This is a genomic window from Bradyrhizobium sp. 956_D2_N1_4 (assembly GCF_052076025.1).
In the GTDB taxonomy this organism is placed as follows: domain Bacteria; phylum Pseudomonadota; class Alphaproteobacteria; order Rhizobiales; family Xanthobacteraceae; genus Bradyrhizobium; species Bradyrhizobium barranii.
Genome location: NZ_CP197237.1, coordinates 1,598,352 through 1,616,419 on the forward strand (window position 1 = coordinate 1,598,352; position 18,068 = coordinate 1,616,419).

Annotated in this window: 2 protein-coding genes; both read left to right on the forward strand. The window is 65.6% G+C overall.

The genetic code is table 11. The features are described from left to right. The first annotated feature begins 201 nt into the window (after positions 1-201). Positions 202-957 (forward strand): hypothetical protein, encoded by a 756-nt coding sequence (locus AB7535_RS07285; RefSeq protein WP_085403209.1) that lies wholly within the window; start codon positions 202-204, stop codon positions 955-957. A 71-nt stretch (positions 958-1,028) separates the two neighbouring features. After that, entirely contained in the window at positions 1,029-18,062 is a 17,034-nt protein-coding gene (locus AB7535_RS07290) for a leukotoxin LktA family filamentous adhesin (protein ID WP_439037252.1), read from the forward strand. Positions 18,063-18,068 lie beyond the last annotated feature (6 nt).

Sequence of the window (18,068 nt, forward strand, 5' to 3'; positions counted from 1 at the left end):
TCGCAGCATTCGGCAGTCCGATACCGTATTCCTACCCGGCCAAAGAGTCGCTGTTTCGAGCTTTGTCTGCTCCGTGACGATCTGCAACGCATTGTGGCGTTGCAACATTTCCCGTCTCGTTGAGACGACGGTTCGGAGAAGTCGATTTCTGAGCGGCTGATTTTTTGAAGCGTTGTTTCAGGTTTGTTTCGAAGGTTGTCGATGCGCAAAATCTATCTTCTTCCGGCCCTCGTGGGCCTGCTGACCTCTGTTGCAGCCGGGCCGCTCGCGGCTCAGGGAGTGGTGCCGAAGCAGAAGGCTGCGCCGGCACCCAGAGCCGCCGCTGCCGGTGCGGCGCCAGCTGCCGCCGCCGGTGCGCCGGTCGCTGCTGCGACCGAGACGCCGGCCGCCGGTGCGGACGACAAGACGACCAAGGCGATCGACGGCTTCCGCTCCGCCAAATTCGGCATGAACGAATCCGACGTGCGCGCGGCGATGACCAAGGACTTCAGCGCCAAGCCCGACGCGATCAGGGCGCAGGACAACGCGTCCGAGCTGACGCACAGTCTGCTGCTCTCCGTTCCCGAGCTGCTGCCGAACGGCGGCACCGCCGAGCTCTCCTATGTGTTCGGCTACAAGTCCAAGTCGCTGATCCAGGTCGGCTCGGTCTGGTCGAAGGGGACCGACACGGCGATGACGCCGGAGAAGCTGTTCTCCAACGCCAACATCCTGCGCGCCCATTTCATGGGCGAAGGCTTCAAGCCCGATTCGATCGCGATGAACATGCCCGTCGCCGGCGGCATCGTGATGTTCCGTGGCAGCGACGCCAAGGATCGCTCGGTGATCCTGCTTCTGCAGGGCACGTTCGAGAACAAGGAGAACAACCAGCGTGTGCTGACCCCGACCAGCCTGCTGCTGTTCTACGTCGCGGACGCCAAGAGCCCCGACATCTTCAAGCTGCCGCCCGGCCAGTTCTGATGCCGGACGACCTCACGACATTCTCCCACCCGGTTGTGGATCGGCGCGAATGCCGATGAAGAGGATATGAAATGCGCGGACCATCTGCGACGCGACACAATGACGAGCTGACGACGCTGCGGAGGCTGGCACGCTTCCGCTCGATGTCGCTGCTCTGCGCGATGCAGATGGTCTTCCTGCCGGTGTTCAGCGTCCGCCTGCAGGCGCAGACGGCGAACGTGATCACCCCGGACGGCCGCACCGGGACGAGCCTTCAGACATCAGGCAGCGTGACCAACGTCACGACGTCGACGATTTCGGGCAACAACGCCTTCAACTCGTTCTCGCAGTTCAGCGTCGGGCAGGGCAACACCGTCAATCTGCAGCTGCCGACCGGCACGCAGAACCTCGTCAACATCGTTCGCGACGCCCCGGTCTACGTCAACGGCACGCTGAACTCCTACATGAACGGCGCGATCGGCGGTAACGTCTATTTCGCCGACCCCAAGGGGTTCGTGGTCGGCCGCAGCGGCACGGTGAATGTCGGCAGCCTCAACGTCTCGACGCCGACACGCGAGTTCACCGACAGCCTGATCGGCGCAGGCGGGCAGATCAACCAGTCGGCGGTCGGCAATCTGATGGCGGGCTCGTTCCCTGTCTCGCCCGACGGCAACATCCGTATCTATGGCCGCATCAACGCGATCGACGGTGTGCGCCTGACCGGGCAGAACGTCTTTGTCGGCGGCGCCAGCCAGCGCGACATCGCCAATCTCGACCACGCCGCGAAGTTCGCAGCCTCCGTCAACTCCAAGGGCCTGCGCAGCGCCAGCGCGATCACCGTGAGCAACGGCTCGATCCATATCGGCGCCGTCAACAACGCCAGGATCAACGGACGCCTCACTGCGCAGAGCAAGAGCGCGACGCCGAGCAACATCACGGTTCAGGCCGGCAACAACATCGATGTCGGCAAGAAGGCCAATCTCAACATCGCAAGCGCAAACGGCAATGCCGGAGAGATCCGCCTGAAGGCGGCGCAGAACCTGACCGTCGCGGGCGGCGCCAGGTTCGATGCCAGTGCGAAGACGGGCAATGCCGGTCTCGTCGACTTCAGCGCGAACGGGATCATCGACATTGGGAAAGGCATCAAGGTCGATCTCAGTGCGGACAACGGCAAGGCCGGCACGCTGCTGATCGACCCGACCGACGTGGTCGTGGGTGATGCCGCTCAGGGCGACACCGGCGTGACGCTGTCGAACAGCTCCATCGTGAATGCGCTCGCCGGGCTCAGCGCCGGTGCCGACTACCTCATCCAGGCCGATCATTCCATCACGCTCGCCGCGCATGCGATGATCGATGCCCGCCGTCTCGATGGCTCCGGCCATTCGACCGGCAACGCCAACAACGTCATCATAGACGCGCCGAACATCGAGATCATGAATGGCGCGCAGATCCTGGCCCAGTCGGTCAACTTCGGCGGGACCACCTACGCCGACGGCAACGTGACGCTGAGGGCAACGGCGAGCGACATCAAGCTGTCCGGCCAGGCCACCGCCGCGACGGCGATCACGGTCGACGGCAAGATTACCGGCGGCATCGTCTCGATCACCGCAACCTCGACGGCCGTGTCGAGCTTCCTGAACGGTTCGGTGGCCGGTGATTTCGCGCTTGTCGGCTCGACGCTTGCCGCCTCGCTGCTCGGGCTCAATGGCGGCTATGTCGCGGCAAGCGCGACTGCGACCATCAACATCAACAGCCATGCCGACATCAACGGCCGTGGCGACGTCACCATTTCCGCGCATGCCACGGAGACCGCGTCGGATCCGGCGGTCGCCTCCACCTTGCTCGGCAGCCTCACGCCGGTCGCGGCCGGCGTGGTCGTCGGCAAGATCGACGGCACTGCCACGACCAACGTGGCCTCGGGCGCGACGGTCAACGCCGGCGGCAACCTCGAGATCAAGGCGCTCAACGATGCGACCATCGCCATCTCGGCCCTCGCGGCGTCGACGAGCGCGCAGATTGTCCCGACGGTGGCCTATTCCACGGGATCGGTGACGACGACCGCCAACGTCGCGACCGGCGCGCATATTGCTGCCGGCACGGTGAACACGAGCGGCAGCACCCTGAAGGTGCGCGCGATCAACAACAACTCGTTCTCGACCAGCGCAACGTCGGTTGCGGCGCCCGGAACGGGGGCGAGCGGTGCTGTCGGCGGCGCGTTCGCCATCAGCGACATCACGACGTCCGCGACCGCGACGCTCGGCGCATCGCTCGGAACCGATACCGCCAACCGGATGAACGGGTCCGTTCTGGTCGAAGCGACGTCCGATACCACGCTCAATTCCACGATGGCTTCGTCCATCGCCGGCCTCCCGGCACTGATCGCGGCAATCGAAAGAGGACTGCGTGCCGTCACCGCGCCGACGTCGATCATCAGGGACCATATGGGCTCGCTGATGCCGTTGAGCTTCGATTTCAAAGTCGCAGGCGCGCTCTCGCTGGCCAACAGCACGCAGAGCGCAACCGCTGCGATCGCGCAGAATCCGAGCGGCGGCGCGCCGAGCATCTATGCCAGCGGCAACGTCGCCGTCGCCAGCAACGTCATCGATCGCGGCGTTCGCAGCAATGCGACGTCCAGCGCGATCACGAAGGACCCGGTGTCCGGCGAGAGCACCGCGATCAGCGCGGCCGTCGCCTGGGGCAATTTCACCCACAATTCGAACGCCTATATCGGCGGCGGAACCCTGGTCAACGCGGCGAATATCGCCGTCGATGCCACCACCGAATTGCCGATCACCAACACCTGGCTGAAGTGGGATGGTTTGGGCGCGGTGCTGAGCCACCTCAACGGCAATCTCGGCGTCGGCGGCAACATCCTGACCAGCTACGCCAATGCCACCGCGGACGCTGGCGACACGATCGGCATCGCCGGTTCGCTGAACCATTTCGTCGTGAACAACAACACGACGGCGTGGGTGGCCGGCAGCGCGAGCCTGACGGCAACCTGCGCGACCGCGGCCTGCGGCAGTGGCACCGGCTGGTCGGTCGGGATGGACAATGGCGACGTCCATACCTACAACGCCAGCCTCCAGATCGCGGCCACCACGACCACGGCGTCGATCGACGCCGCCGGCAATGTCGGCACGCTCGGCTTCCTGTTCGGCAACACCTCGGGCGGCTCCTCCGTCGGCGGCGCGCTCAATCTCGTCCAGTTCAACACCAATACCATCGCCGGCGTTTCGGACCGTGCGACGCTGCGTGCTGCGGACGACATCGCCGTCAACGCGATCACTTCCGACCGGTTCGTCGCTGTCGCACCGTCGTCCGGCAAGGCTGCCGGCACGCTGGCGCTGAACGGCATCACTTCGCTCGGTTTCCTGAACAACACGACGCACGCGTCGATCTCGAGCCAGGCCACCGTCTATGCCCCGACCGTCGGCATTCTGGCGCAGCAGGATCTGTCGGTCGTGACGCTGTCCGGCGCGATGAGCTATAACGGGAGCGGCGGTTCGGCGGTCGGCTTGTCGGTCGCCTATCTCGGCGCAAATACCGACACCTCCGCCTATATCGGCGACAACCATTCCGACATCCGGCCCGGCGTGTTCAGCGCCAACGATCCGTTCGCCGGCACCAGCGGCGGAAGCGGGGCGGTCAATGTCGACAATCTGACACTCAGCGCGACCACTTCGGGACGCATCACGGCGGCCGCCGTCGCGGCAGCCGTCTCCGACCCGGCGTCGTCGAGTTTCTCCGACAAGGCAGGCGCTGCCGGCGCCGCCTCGACCGGAGGCACCGCCGGCGTGACGACGGCGGCGGGCAAGATTGGTTCGACCTCGGGATCGAGCACAAGCGGCTTCAGCCTCGATCTCGCCGGCAGCTCGTCGGTGAGCGACGTCTCGCTCGGCACCAGCGCCTATATCAGGAACACGACGGTCAACAAGTACACCACGACCGGCGCCGTGCTGACCAACACGATCGTTCAGGCGCTGAACGACACTATGCTCAACAATGGTTCCGGCTCCGCGGCGCTCAATCTGGCCGGAGGGTCTGCCACGGGGGCTGCGATCGGCGGCGCGATCGCGGCGGCGATGTCGAACAATGCGACGCTCGCCTATATCTACGGCACCACCATGAACAACCAGAGTTCGGTGACGGTGCAGGCGCTCAATGGCGGCTCGGAGACCGTCGTTGCCATCGGCGTGGCGGGATCGAAATCCAATTCAGCGTCGCTGTCGGCCTCCGTCGGCATCATCACTGACAGCGCCAACGCCTATATCGAGAGCTCGACGATCACGGGGCAGGCGTCCGGCGTCAACCGGGCGCTCGAGGTCGATGCCTACCAGACCACGAACATCGCGATCGGCGGCGGCTCTCTCTATATATCGGGCGGCCAGGCCGGAGTCGGCATCGGGCTGACCTATGCCTCGATCGCCGATCCCACGGGCGGAAACGCGACCGACGCGCATATCCGCAGCACGGCGATCTCGAATTACGACACCCTGTTGGTGATGGCCGACAGCGCCAGCGTGATTGCGGCCGGTGCGGCCTCAGGCGGGGGCGGGGCCAGCGCCAACGGACTTGCCGGCGCGATCGTCGTCAGCGAGATCACGCCGACCACGACAGCCTATATCAACAGCGGCTCGACGGTGAGCATCAATGTCGGCCGCGTGACGGTGCTGGCGGACAGCGGCGCGGTGTCGGCGCTCGACACTGCGCTCGGCAACCTCGTCAAGAAGTCGAACAACAATCTTCTCGCGTCGGATACCTGCACGGTCGCCGGTGGCACGGGCGGGCAGAACTGCATCGACTTCAGCGCGGCTGCGCTCAACGGCGGCACGGGCAACGGTCCGGGAGCCAGCATCGTCTCCGTTGCGGGTCTCATCCAGGCGGGCAAGAACAATGTCGGCGCCTCGATCGTCTACAACACCATCGCAACCACGCATTCGGCCTATATCGCCAACGTCCTGATGACCGCCGGCAGCAACGGCAATGTCAGTGTGAGCGCGGTCGACTCCTCCAAGATCCAGGCGGTCACGATCGGCTTTGGTCTGGCGACCGGACAGTTTGCGGGCGTCGGCGGTACCACGATCAGCAGCATCTCCAATACCGTTACGGCGGCCATCGGCAACGGCCAGTCCAGCGCGACGCAATCGTCCGTCACGGCCAAGAACATTTCCGTCAACGCGACCGACAATTCCAGCATCACCGGAACCGCCGCCGTCGCGGGAGCCTCGACGCAAGGCAGCGCCGCGGGCCTGGCACTCGTCTACAGCAGCATCGCCAACAATGTCAGCGCTGGCGTGACCGGGTCCAAGCTGACCGCCTCGGGCAGCGTCGCGGTCGGTGCGAACTCGAACGCCAGCATCTCGACCGTCGCCGTCGGTATCGCGATGTCCTCGCAGGTCGGGCTGGCCGGTTCGGTCGCCACCAATCTGATGGGGACCAACGTCACCGCCAGCATCACCGCCGCCGGCACCAACGGGATCAACGGCGCCGACGTCACCGCGACCAACAACGTCGCCGTGATCGCCGGCAACAACGACAAGGCGGCCGTGTTTGCGGGTGCCGTGTCGATCAGCAAGGGCGCTGCCGGCGGTGCCGGCTCGCTGGTCACCAACCAGATCACGGGAACCACCGCGGCCTATATCAGCGGCGCCAACACCAAGGTCGATGCGCTCGGGACCAGCACCACCGACACGCTGTCGGTCAACAGCGGCTCGCTCGTCCATGCCTTCGATCTCGGCACCGCGCATGCCCCGACCGACACCACGCCCGACCTCACCGAGACCCAGGACACCGTGCGCGGCCTTACCGTGGTCGCGAGCTCGCACCAGGCGGTCGTGACCAACGTCGCGTCGGTTGCCGCGAGCAGCGGCATCGCCATCATGATCAACCCGATCACCAATGTGATGAGCGGGCAGACCCGGGCCTATATCGACAGCGCTTCCATCGACACGCGCCTGACCTCGTCGACGCTGGCGCCGCAGATCGAGGTCGCCGCGTCGAGCTTCTCCTATTCCGGCGCGTTCGGTGCCGGCATCGTGGCTCCGACCGGCAACGGCGGCGGCGGCGCTACCATCATCAGCACCACGATGCAGCGCGGTACGTTTGCCTACATCACCAATTCGACTGTCGGCGGCGCGCAGTCGTCGAGCCCGACGGTCGGCGCCGTCACCGTGAAGGCCAATGCCGAGCAGGATGCATCCTCGATCGCGATCGGCTTCAACACCGGCTCGGTCGGGTTGAACGTCTTCCAGGCGACGACTGAAGCCTATGTCGACGGTGGCGCGCTGACGGCCGCATCGCTGACGGTGAACGCCACCAACAACACCGGCATCTTCTCCGCGAACGGCTCCGGCGCCTATGGCAGCCAGGCCGCGATCGGCGCGGCGTTCCTGGTCCAGGTCTCCTCGAACCGGACCGAGGCCTATGTCGGCGACGAATTCCACTATCAGGGCAATGGCGCTGCACACACGACCGCGCTCAATCTGAGCGGCGCGCTCGACGTCGAGGCCACCACCAAGAACCGCTTCGAGGCCTATGCGATCGGCGGTGCGCTCTCGACCGGCACGGCGGCGATCGCCGGCATGGCGAACATCGAGATCGCCAACAACACCACCATCGCCGGTGTCTACGACACCACATTGCAATCGGTGACGGGTGGTGCGGCTGGCGCGGTCACCATCAACGCGACCGAGGACGTGGCGATCAAGGAGATCGCGGGGGCGCTCGCGGTTGGCGCCAGCGGGGCAGGGGTCGGCATCGGCGCCGCCGCCAACGTCATCAGCTTCAAGAGCCAGACCATTGCGGAAAGCCGCAACAGCAATCTGAACTCGGCTGGCGCGATCAACGTCAATGCGCTCAGCACCAAGGAGGTGCTGTCCTACGCGGTCACCGCGGGCATCGGCGGCAGCGTCGGTATCGGCGCGACGGTCGGCGTCATCATCATCGGCACCAACACCGCCGATGCCGACACCCAGGGCCAGCAGACCGGCCAGCTCAATCAGGGCAACAACGGCACCATCGCGTCCGTGAACAACGGCACCAACCATACGCAAGGCAGCAACGCGGTCGCCAGCGGCACGGCCGGCAATCCGAACAGCGCCAACGTCAGCTCGACCTACGACGTCAGCAGCGTGCTGAGCGGCGGCAACGACGCCGTCGTCGCGCAGATCGCTGGCGGCAACGTCACGGGCACGCAGGTCAATGTCACTGCCACCAGCGCCAATGCGGCCAAGATGTATCTGCTCGGCGCAGGCTTTGCGAAAAATGTCGGCATCGGGGCCGGCATTGGCTACACCAGCGTCAACAGCACCGTGCTCGCCAATCTGAGTGACTACGGACGCAACGGCTCCGGCGTGCTGGTGGCCGCAGATACGCCTTTGGCCGTCTCGGCACCGATTGTCACCGTTGCGGCGGTGGTCAAGGACGCGACCACCGGACCTTATGCCGGCAAGACCATCGACACCGAGGCGATCGCCGGCGGTGCGGCGCTTTACTTCGGCGCCGATGCGGCTGTCGCGGTCGGCAATGTCAGCAACTCCGTGGTGGCGATGCTTGGCGGCCAGATCACCGGCACGGGCGGCACCGGCACTGGCGCCGCGGTCATGGCGCAGGATTCGACGACCCAGGTGGTCTTCACCGGCGGCGTCACCGGCGGCGCCGTGGCTGTCGGCGCTTCGGTCGCAACGGCAAGCCGAACGAGCTCGGTCGCTGCGAGGGTTCTGAACGGCTCCACCGTCAACGTCACGACTCTGGCAGTTGGAGCAAGCGGCGCCGGCACCTTGACCACGACGTCCACAGCACTTGGTGGCGGCATCGTCGCGGGCGTCGGTGCGGATGCGGAGGCCCACGAGAACTCGTCCGTGTTGGCGGAGATCGGCAGCAGTGCCTCGATCACGACGTCGGCGGCCGGCGTCGGCACGCTGGTGTCGGCGTCGATCGCGCCCAACCTGTCGAGCGAGGCAATCGGCGTCTCGGTCGGTGGCGGTGCCGTCGGCGTCGCCATCGCCAAGTCCACGGTCGGCGCCACGGTGACGGCCGATGTCGGCGACAACGTCAGCTTCTCGGGCGGTGCGCTCGCGGTAACCGCCATGGCGCTGGTTCCGACCGTCGGCACCACGACGTGGGCCAAGGCGCTCGCTGGCGGCGGCGGCTCGCTGATCGGCGCACAGGGCAGCCTTGCCGTGGCGTCCGAGAACGCGACGGTGAGCGCCTATGGCGGGATGGGGATCCGGCTTCCCAACGCCGACGTCACCATCGCGGCCGAGAACGACAGCGCCCAATACGCCGAGGGGACGGGCCTTTCGAGCGGCTTCCTGGCGCTCGGTGCGACGGTCGCGCAAACGTCGTCGAACGCGCACACCTATGCCTATCTGGGTGCGCCCGCCGATATGGATAATCTCAATCACGGCAATTGCACGGGCATTCTCCGGATCACGGCCACCGGCACGGATACCAACGTGTCCAACGCGACGGTCGGCGCAGGCGGCACCTATGCCGGCGCGGCAGCGGTCGCCACCACCAGCTCGACCGCCGTGACCAACGCACGGTTCGACGGTGGCGCGACGGACGACACGCTCTATTTCGGCGGCCTCCGCATCAATGCCAAGCACACCACGAATTACGCCGCCAGCGGCGACGCCTATCAGGCCTCGACGGCCGGTGTCTCCGCCGGCAAGGCGCAGAACGACGTCGACTCCACCACCACTGCCGAGATCGGAACGCACCTGATCATCAATTCGGCGGGCGGCAACATGGTCGTCATCGCCAACGACATCGTCAACCAGGGGGGCGGCGGCGCGCGGTCGGGCTCCGGCGGCTCGTTCTCGGGTGCAGCCGCACTCAGCACGTCGACCGTCACCCAGCACGTCAACACAAATATCGGGGCCGGCACGGTCCTGAGCCTCAACGGCGATCCGCGGACGTCGGCGGCGTTCATCAATATCGAGGCCTACAACACGCTGAACACCAACGATACGGCGAGCCTCGCCACGGCCAGCTTCTTCGCCGGCGGCGGCGCCGAATCCAACATGACGGCGAATGCCACGCTCGCGGTCAACATCAATGCCCGCGAGCTGTTCAGCGTGGGCAAGATCTATATCGGCACGGCCGCGAAGATGGCGGCGGCGAACAACGCCAATGCCAGCCTCTACGGCGCGATCGCCGGCGTCGGTGCCAGCACCAACAGCTGGGTCCACGCCAACCAGTCCGTCAATGTCGGCGACAACGCGAAGATCGCGGCCTGGCGCGACATCACCATCTACGCGGGCCTCGCTGGCGACGGCACCGTCTTCAGCAGCGTGCAGGCGACGGCGACGACGGTCGTCTACAACAACACCGCCGTTCCGATCTCCACGCTTTATCGCGGCACGGCCAATGCCGACGACACCACGAGCCTGACGCTGGCCCCCACCTCGAGCATCCTCGGCGCGCGTGACATCTATCTCGGCGCAACGCAAGGGCAGGTCACGGCGGCCGGCAACGGCAGCAACTACAATCCGTATCTGGACATCTTCAGCGCCAAGAACAGCGACAACCACAGCCACACCAGCGGAACCGGCGATGTCGCGCTCAACGGCCAGGTGGTGGCGGGCGTCAATAACGATTTGACGATCACGATCGAACTCGGTGCGACCGCGCCGACACTGAGCACGACCAGTCCCTATTCCCTGCTGACAAACGGCTCTTCATCGGTCCTTGAGCTCGTCTCCGACGTCAATCACTTGAGCCCGGTGATGAGCTGGAACCACCAGACGGTCCAGTACGCCGTCGTCGGCAACTTCAATCCCTACCAGCTGGTGGTCAACCAGCTGGCGTCGCTGACCGGACTGACCGAGTCGCAGGTCCGCTCCCAGCTCGCGGCGGCGACGCCCACGTCGCCTGCCAGCATGTTGCCGTCCGGCACCGATCCGACCGGCGACAAGCAGCGCCAGATCGACACGTTGATCAAGCAGGCGCCGTTTACCTCCGACGCGCCCGGCAACGCCTTCGCGTTCGGCGACATCATGGTGTCCGCCGGCAACGTCTCAATCCTGGCCCAGAAGCTCACCGGCAACAGCGGATCGAATCCCGCGGCACCGGCGGTCATCGCGCGCAGCTCGCCGTTGATCAAGATCGAGAACAAGGGTCTCGACTTCATGAGCCTGGCCAACCTCACGGTCACCGATGTGACCGGAGGCAACATCACCTACCGCCAGATCGACCATGTCGACCCGGATTCGCACTCCAATGTGACCTTCACCGCGATGCCGAGCGCGACGCCGGTCATCGACGTCTCGGCCACCTACAACCGCCTGGATCCCGATAGCGGCCAGGGCATCGACCAGAACGGCAACGTGCTGACCCGCACGCCCGACATCTATTTCAACGGCGCCGTCAACAACGCGAACGGCCTGCTCAAGATCATCAACAATCTCGGCAGCGTCGTCGCATCGCAGTCGCTCAGTGCCGCGACCGTCCAGATCGTGGTGCCCAAAGGCACCTTCACCTTCCTCGGCGGTATCGGGAGCTTCTACGACAGCGGCAGCGCGGTCACCTCGCAATGGGCCACCACTGAAAACAGGCCGGAAGACACGCTGACCGCGGTGATGACGGCGGCGACCTATCTCGGCGCCTACGGCGACTACTATACCGCTCCGCATATCGCTTCGGGAACCGATCACCCCTATTTCTATTACTGCTGCACCGACGGCAGCCACGGCGTGTATCAACCCGTCGGCAACGCCGACGCCAGCACGATCTTCACCGCGCGCATGCTGATGACGTATTACGACGGCACCTCGCTCTATTCATCGATCTTCCTGCCGGTGGGCAGGGGTACGCCTGGGAACACCAGCACTCCCGATGCCGGCAGCGTGCCTGACATCGCGACCCTCAAGATCATCGAGGGGCAGTCGCAAGACTCGTCCAATGTCGTGCTCGCGCAGTGGAAGAAAACGACTTATGACGGCCGCAACGTCTACACCGATAGCGGTCCGTACAAGACGCCGTTCAACTGTGCGTCAGCCTGCGACAGCTCGGGCTTCTTCCAGGTGATCAACATCCAGCCGGATGCGATCACGCCGAAGACCGCGGACGCGCCGGCCACCGCGACTGCCACCCGGACCATCAGCGGCCAGGCGGTCATCATCTCGGCGTCGGTGATCAACATCAACGGCACCATCCAGGCCGGCTCGAGCAGCAATTACTCGGTCGACATCGGCGCCGCGGCGTACGATGCCATCTACGGCAGCAACGGCCTCAAGAACCGCAACGGCGGCGCGGATTTTGCCGCGGCCCAGGCCAATGCGCGGAACGGCGTCTATTACGACATCTCGGGCTCCGTGACGGCGTCGGCCAGCGGCGACGCCAAGATCGGGGTCAGGTACAACGCTCTCACCGACCAGCTCATCCTGAATGGCGTGGCGCAGGGCGCCGGCGGCTACGTCTACCTCAACGGCAAGATCATCTCGACCTCGACCGACAGCACCCAGACCCAGGGTAACATCGAGATCAAAGGCGGCGCCGGCACGGTCACCGTCAACAACACCAGCGGGCTCCAGCTGGTCACCAACACCATCAATACCAGCGTCACTGCCCAGAGCGTGGTCGAGATCGTCGACCAGCTCAAGGGGAAGACGACGTGGTGGGTTTACGATCCCAAGGCTGCAAGCAGTCAGCAGGTGTCGCGGTACGAGACCAACAGTGTCACTGCGGCCGCGATCGACCCGTCGATGCTTACGGCCAGGACCGGTACGGCGGGCGTCCAGTACCGGACGCAGGAGAACATGCTCTATCAATGGGTCGACACCGCGACGCTGGATCGTCTACCCACCAGCACGCAGTTCGACTACGGCTGGAGCTTCACGCCCAATCAGGTCACCGGCGAGAACTGGACCCGCTCGACCAACCTGGTTTCAGGCACGCAGAGCAGCAACTATCAGAAAGTCACCACCGCCACAGGCAGCTATCACTGGGCGGGAGGCGTGAACCCGGATGGGAGCCCCGTTGGACTCAACACCCATTCCAACGCGTGCTGCGGCGCGGACGCCCAGTACAACTGGTACCAGGCGATCTATGATCACCTGACGCTCACGCTGACCAACACGGTCAAGGCGTCGAACCCGATCAACATCAAGTTCATCGGCGGCAGTAGCAGCGACGTCGTGGTCAATTCGACCTCGGGCATCGTCATCAACGGGTCGATCAACAACCAGCAGGGCACGACGACGCTTGCCGCCACCGGCGCCAACTCGTCCATCACGGTCGCCGCCAATGCCAACAACCCGGTGATCTCGGGGACGAGCGTGACGCTTCGGGGTGACGGCGGTATCGGCACGCTCGGCACCACCAAGGCGCCCGTCCAGGTGCAACTCTATGGCGGCAGCCTGACCGCGAGCTCGATCGACCGCGACATCGCGATCTCGGCGATCGGCGCGCTGTCGATCAATCAAGTGAAGGTGAATTCGGCAGGCACCACGCCGCAAGGCAGCGTCTTCCTCTCGGCGACCGGCGACATCAACTCGGCGTCCGCCTACAACATCGCCAATCCCGTCGTGATCGGCAAGAACATCGAGATCAACTCCACCTCCGGCGCGATCGGCGCGAAGAGCGCCGTCGTCAACGGCGCGTCCACCCTGACCAACATCAATCCGCTGGTGATCCAGGCGACCGGCACGGTCCAGGCCAACAGCACTGTCGATGGCGGCGTTCTCGACAGCGCCTCGGCCACCGGCACCTACATCATCCAGTCCAAGGGCGATCTGCGCCTCGGCACGGTCCAGTCGACCGGCGGTCCGGTGTTCCTCGAGGCGGCAGGCTCCGACGGCAACCAAGCCAACATCCTGAACGGACGCGCGGCGGTTGGTCTGACCCAGGCGCAGAGCCAGCATCTGCAGGACGTCTGGGCGAGCCTCGACCTGCTGAGCGGCAACGCCGCCACCAATGCCGTCAACAGCTACCAGTCGATGGTGACGTCGGCCTACAACGACTACTTCCAGCTCAAGAACATCGCGTTCCAGGACGGCAGCACCTACAATCCGACCTCGGTGGGGCTGACGGTGCTGCGGGCGCAGGTGGCTGCCAAGCTCGGCATCATCGATCCCGCCAATGTCACGACCACGCAGATGCAGGTCGAGGCCACGACGCGGTTCCTGCGGGACCAGTTTCTGCTCGGCAAGATCACCACCGACCAGCTCAAGAGCTCGCTGACGACATTGCTCGGCACCGCGCCGGCGGATCCGCTGGGGACGGTGTTCGGCACTTCGCTTTCGACGACGCTGTTCACGAAACTGTTCGACGGCGTGGCAACCGCCAATCAGCGAATGCCCAGCAACACGGCGCTGCAAACGGCGCTCAATACCTACAATGCGAGCTACAGCTATACGCTGGCGTCGACCGAGCGGGTCTATAGCATCATCACCGCGGGCTCGCAGTGGACGCAGAGCCAGCTCGCCTACACGGTGTCGTCGTCGGCCGTCGGCGCGGCGCCGCCGCCGATCGACGAGAACGTCGTGGCCAATGTCAACGCCAACCAGATCATGCTGTACGCGCCGCGCGGCTCGGTCGGCAATTCGGCCGCGCCCCAGACGTTCACCTTCACCAGCGTCGATTCCTCGTCGCTGACGCCGGAGCAGAGGGGATTGCTCGCCACGGCCGGTCCCGGCCAGCTCACCGTCGGCGCGGTCACGGACCCGACGACCCATGTCACGACCTATACGGTCAGCCTGTCGCAGCAGAACCTCGTCGTCGTCGACAACCCGATCGCGATCTCGGCCAAGGCGCTGTCGAATATCTATCTCGGCAGCAAGAACAGCCTCGCGCTCGGCGGCGTCACTGCGAACTACGGCCCGATCGCGGCCGCGCAGGCCAACGGCATCGAGGTGACCGGCCGCGGCGACGTCAAGCTCGACGCCGTCAACAGCATCTCCGCCAACGCAAGCGGGGCCGTGATATCAGGTGATATCGGCAACCTGACCCTGATCGCCGAGCACGGCAATGTCGGTGCCCCCTCGGGAACCGCCGGAAGCAACCCCGCGAACAATACGAACGCGCTCCAGATCGCGTTCGCGGATCCGTCCAACGACCAGCTCGACCAGGTTTCGTCGGCGCAGGGCATCTACCTGAAGCAGACCACCGGCGATCTCATTCTCGGCAACATTGCCGCCGGCAATGCGATCCAGCTCGCTGCGACCGGCAGCATCTATGCCGAAGCCGGCTTCACCGACCGTTCGGCGATCCATATCCTCGGCGCCGACCTCGATCTGCGCGCCGGCGGCAACATCGGCTTCAACGGCTCGACCTTCCAGCCGCTGCAGGTGAATATCTCCGGCGCGGTGACCGGCTCGGCGGTCGGCGACCTCAGCATCCTCGCCGTCACCGGCGATCTCATAGTCGGCACGAGCGGCACCTATGGGACGCTGACGGCCGGCGGTGCGCTGACGCTGAACGCTGCGCGCGGCGGACTCACCGTCAATGCCGACATCACCAGCGGCGGCCTGATGCAGCTGCTTGCCAACCGCGGCATGAATTTCGCTGCCGGCACCAGCGCTGCGCCGGTGGTTGCGACCAGCAGTTCGGACGGCGTCACCCTGGTTGCCGCGACGCTGACGATGGGCGCCTATTCGGCCATCAACGCGGGCGGCCTGATCTCGGTGACCACCACGGGCGATGCGACGATCGGCCAGCTGAATTCATCGCTGTCCTATGCGGCGGCCTCGAACGCGCCCTCGATCATTGTCACCGCCGGTGGCGTCGCCTCGCTTGGCGCGATCCTCGACAATGGCGACGGCCAGACCAGGTTCGTCGCGTCCGGCGCGGGCGCCGAGCTGTCGCTGAGTGCATCGAACGGTATCGGAAGTGCCACGAGCCGGCTCGCCTTCAACGCCGTACAATTGTCGGCGAGCGCGAGCGCCGGGGGCATCTACCTGAAGGCGCTGACCGACACCGAGGCGAGCTTGCTCTCCGCGGTGAAGGGCAACGTGGACATCATCGGCACCGGCGCGCTGACGCTCGACCAGGTGCTGGCGGGCACGGCGACCGGCGCGAGCGGCAGCTTCAGTGCCGTCGCGAACAACGGCAGCATCGTCATCGGGACCGCCGACAGCAGCGGCTCGCAGACGGTCCACGCCAGCCAGAACGTGACGTTCAAGTCGCTGACGACGACCGGAAATGCCGGCGATGCCGGCAACATTGACGTCACCGCCGACAACGGCTTCATCCTGGCGCAGACGGTGACGTCGGGCGGCGTGACCACGCTGGGGTCGGTCTCGGCCCACGGCTCGGCGACGCTGCTCGCGGCGACGACCATCACCGGCAACACGCTCGCCACCACGACCGGCTCGGCCGTGCTGACCGCGACCGGCCCGATCGACTGGAACACGCTCAACGTCGGCACGACGCTGGGCGCGACGGCAAGCCAGGGCAGCATCACCTTCAAGACCGCGCAGAGCGGCGGCACGCAGACCCTCCGCGCCCATGACAATGTGACGTTCAATGCGCTGACGACGACCGGCATCACGGGCGATGCCGGCAGCATCAACGTCACCGCCGACAACGGCTTCATCCTCGCGCAGACGGTGACGGCTGGCGGCGTGACGAGCCAGGGTTCGGTCTCAGCCAACGGCTCGGCGACGCTGCTTGCGGCCACGACCATCACCGGCAACACGCTCGCCGCCACGACCGGCTCGGGCCTGCTGACCGCGAGCGGTCCGGTCAACTGGAATGTCCTCAATGTCGGCACGACGCTGGGCGTGACTTCAAGCCAGGGCAGCATCACGTTCCAGACGGCGCAGAGCGGCGGCACGCAGACCATTCACGCCCACGACAACGTCACCTTCAACGCGCTGACGGCGACGGGCATCAACGGCGACGCCGGCAGCGTCAACGTCAATGCGGATAACGGTTTCATCCTGGCGCAAACGGTGATGTCGGGCGGCGTGCCAACGCTGGGCTCGGTCTCCGCCAATGGCTCGGCGAGGCTGATCGCGGCGGGGACCAACACCGGTCATAACCTCACGGCCACGACCGGCAACGCAGTCCTGAGCGGCACCGTCGTTCGTTGGGATAATCTTAGCGCGGGCGGCACGCTCGACGTCACCGCGACGGCCGGAGGGATCACCGTTGGCACCGCCATCAGCGGCGGCACGCAGACCCTGCATGCCGTCAACGATATCGTCTTCAGCCAGCTCACCTCGACCGGTATCCCGGGCGATGCCGGCGACCTCTACGTCAAGTCCGACACGGGCTCGCTCCGCGGCGGATCGATCACCGCCAACGGCGAGACGCGTTTCGATGTGGCCGGATCGGTCTCGTTCGACCGGATCAGTGGCGACATCGTCAAGATGACGTCGTCGGGTGACCTGACGATCAACTGGGTCAGCGTCGTCCGGGAGCTCGACCTGGCGGCAGACACGATCAACGTCAGGGGCGAGCAGATCCGTTCGAATCCGGCGATCCCGCTGATCATGAACATCACCGGCTATAACGGCGGCGTCGCGAAGTCCGCCAACATCTCGATCGACCCGGACAGCATCATCGTCAACCAGTTCAGGGTGGTGGACGCGAACTTCTGGACCGACGCGCATGCGGTCACGATCCTGAACGGCTATGTCCCGGGCCAGCTCATGCTCACCACCGCCACCCAGCAGGTGTTCCTGAACAACCGGACGCTGGTGCCGACCAACGGGCCGACGCTCCAGCTCTACCAGCCGGGCGGCGTGTTCACGATGAGCCAGATCGGCAACGCCAATGTCAGCAACGCCTACGTGGTGTTCTACACCGGCGACGTCTCGGCGAGCGTCACCAATTACGGGCCGACGCACACCTGCTGCTACGACTTCACCGGCGCCAGCATGGTGCGCAACATCCCGGTCGACGGCGAGGGCAAGGAGAGCATCGAGACCTGGCTCGCGAAGAAGGATGGCGGGACGTTCTATTTGCTCGGTCTCTCCGGCCAGGCGCGGCTCGATGCGCTGCTGACGCCGCGTCCGGTCGAGACCATCGGCTCCGGTCCCGCCGTCAACATCGAGGGACTGAGCGACCTGCGCAAGCTGCGCCGTCAGGGGCAGCGCGTGGGTCGCCCGGGCTGGAAGGATGCGGCGGTCGAGACGGCGAAGCCGTCCGTTGGCCGTCTCGCACAGGCATGGTAACGAGAT

Bases quoted from the DNA above. Each gene is read 5' to 3' on its own strand.
- AB7535_RS07290 (WP_439037252.1), top strand. From the start codon at position 1,029: ATGCGCGGACCATCTGCGACGCGACACAATGACGAGCTGACGACGCTG.
- AB7535_RS07285 (WP_085403209.1), top strand. From the start codon at position 202: ATGCGCAAAATCTATCTTCTTCCGGCCCTCGTGGGCCTGCTGACCTCT.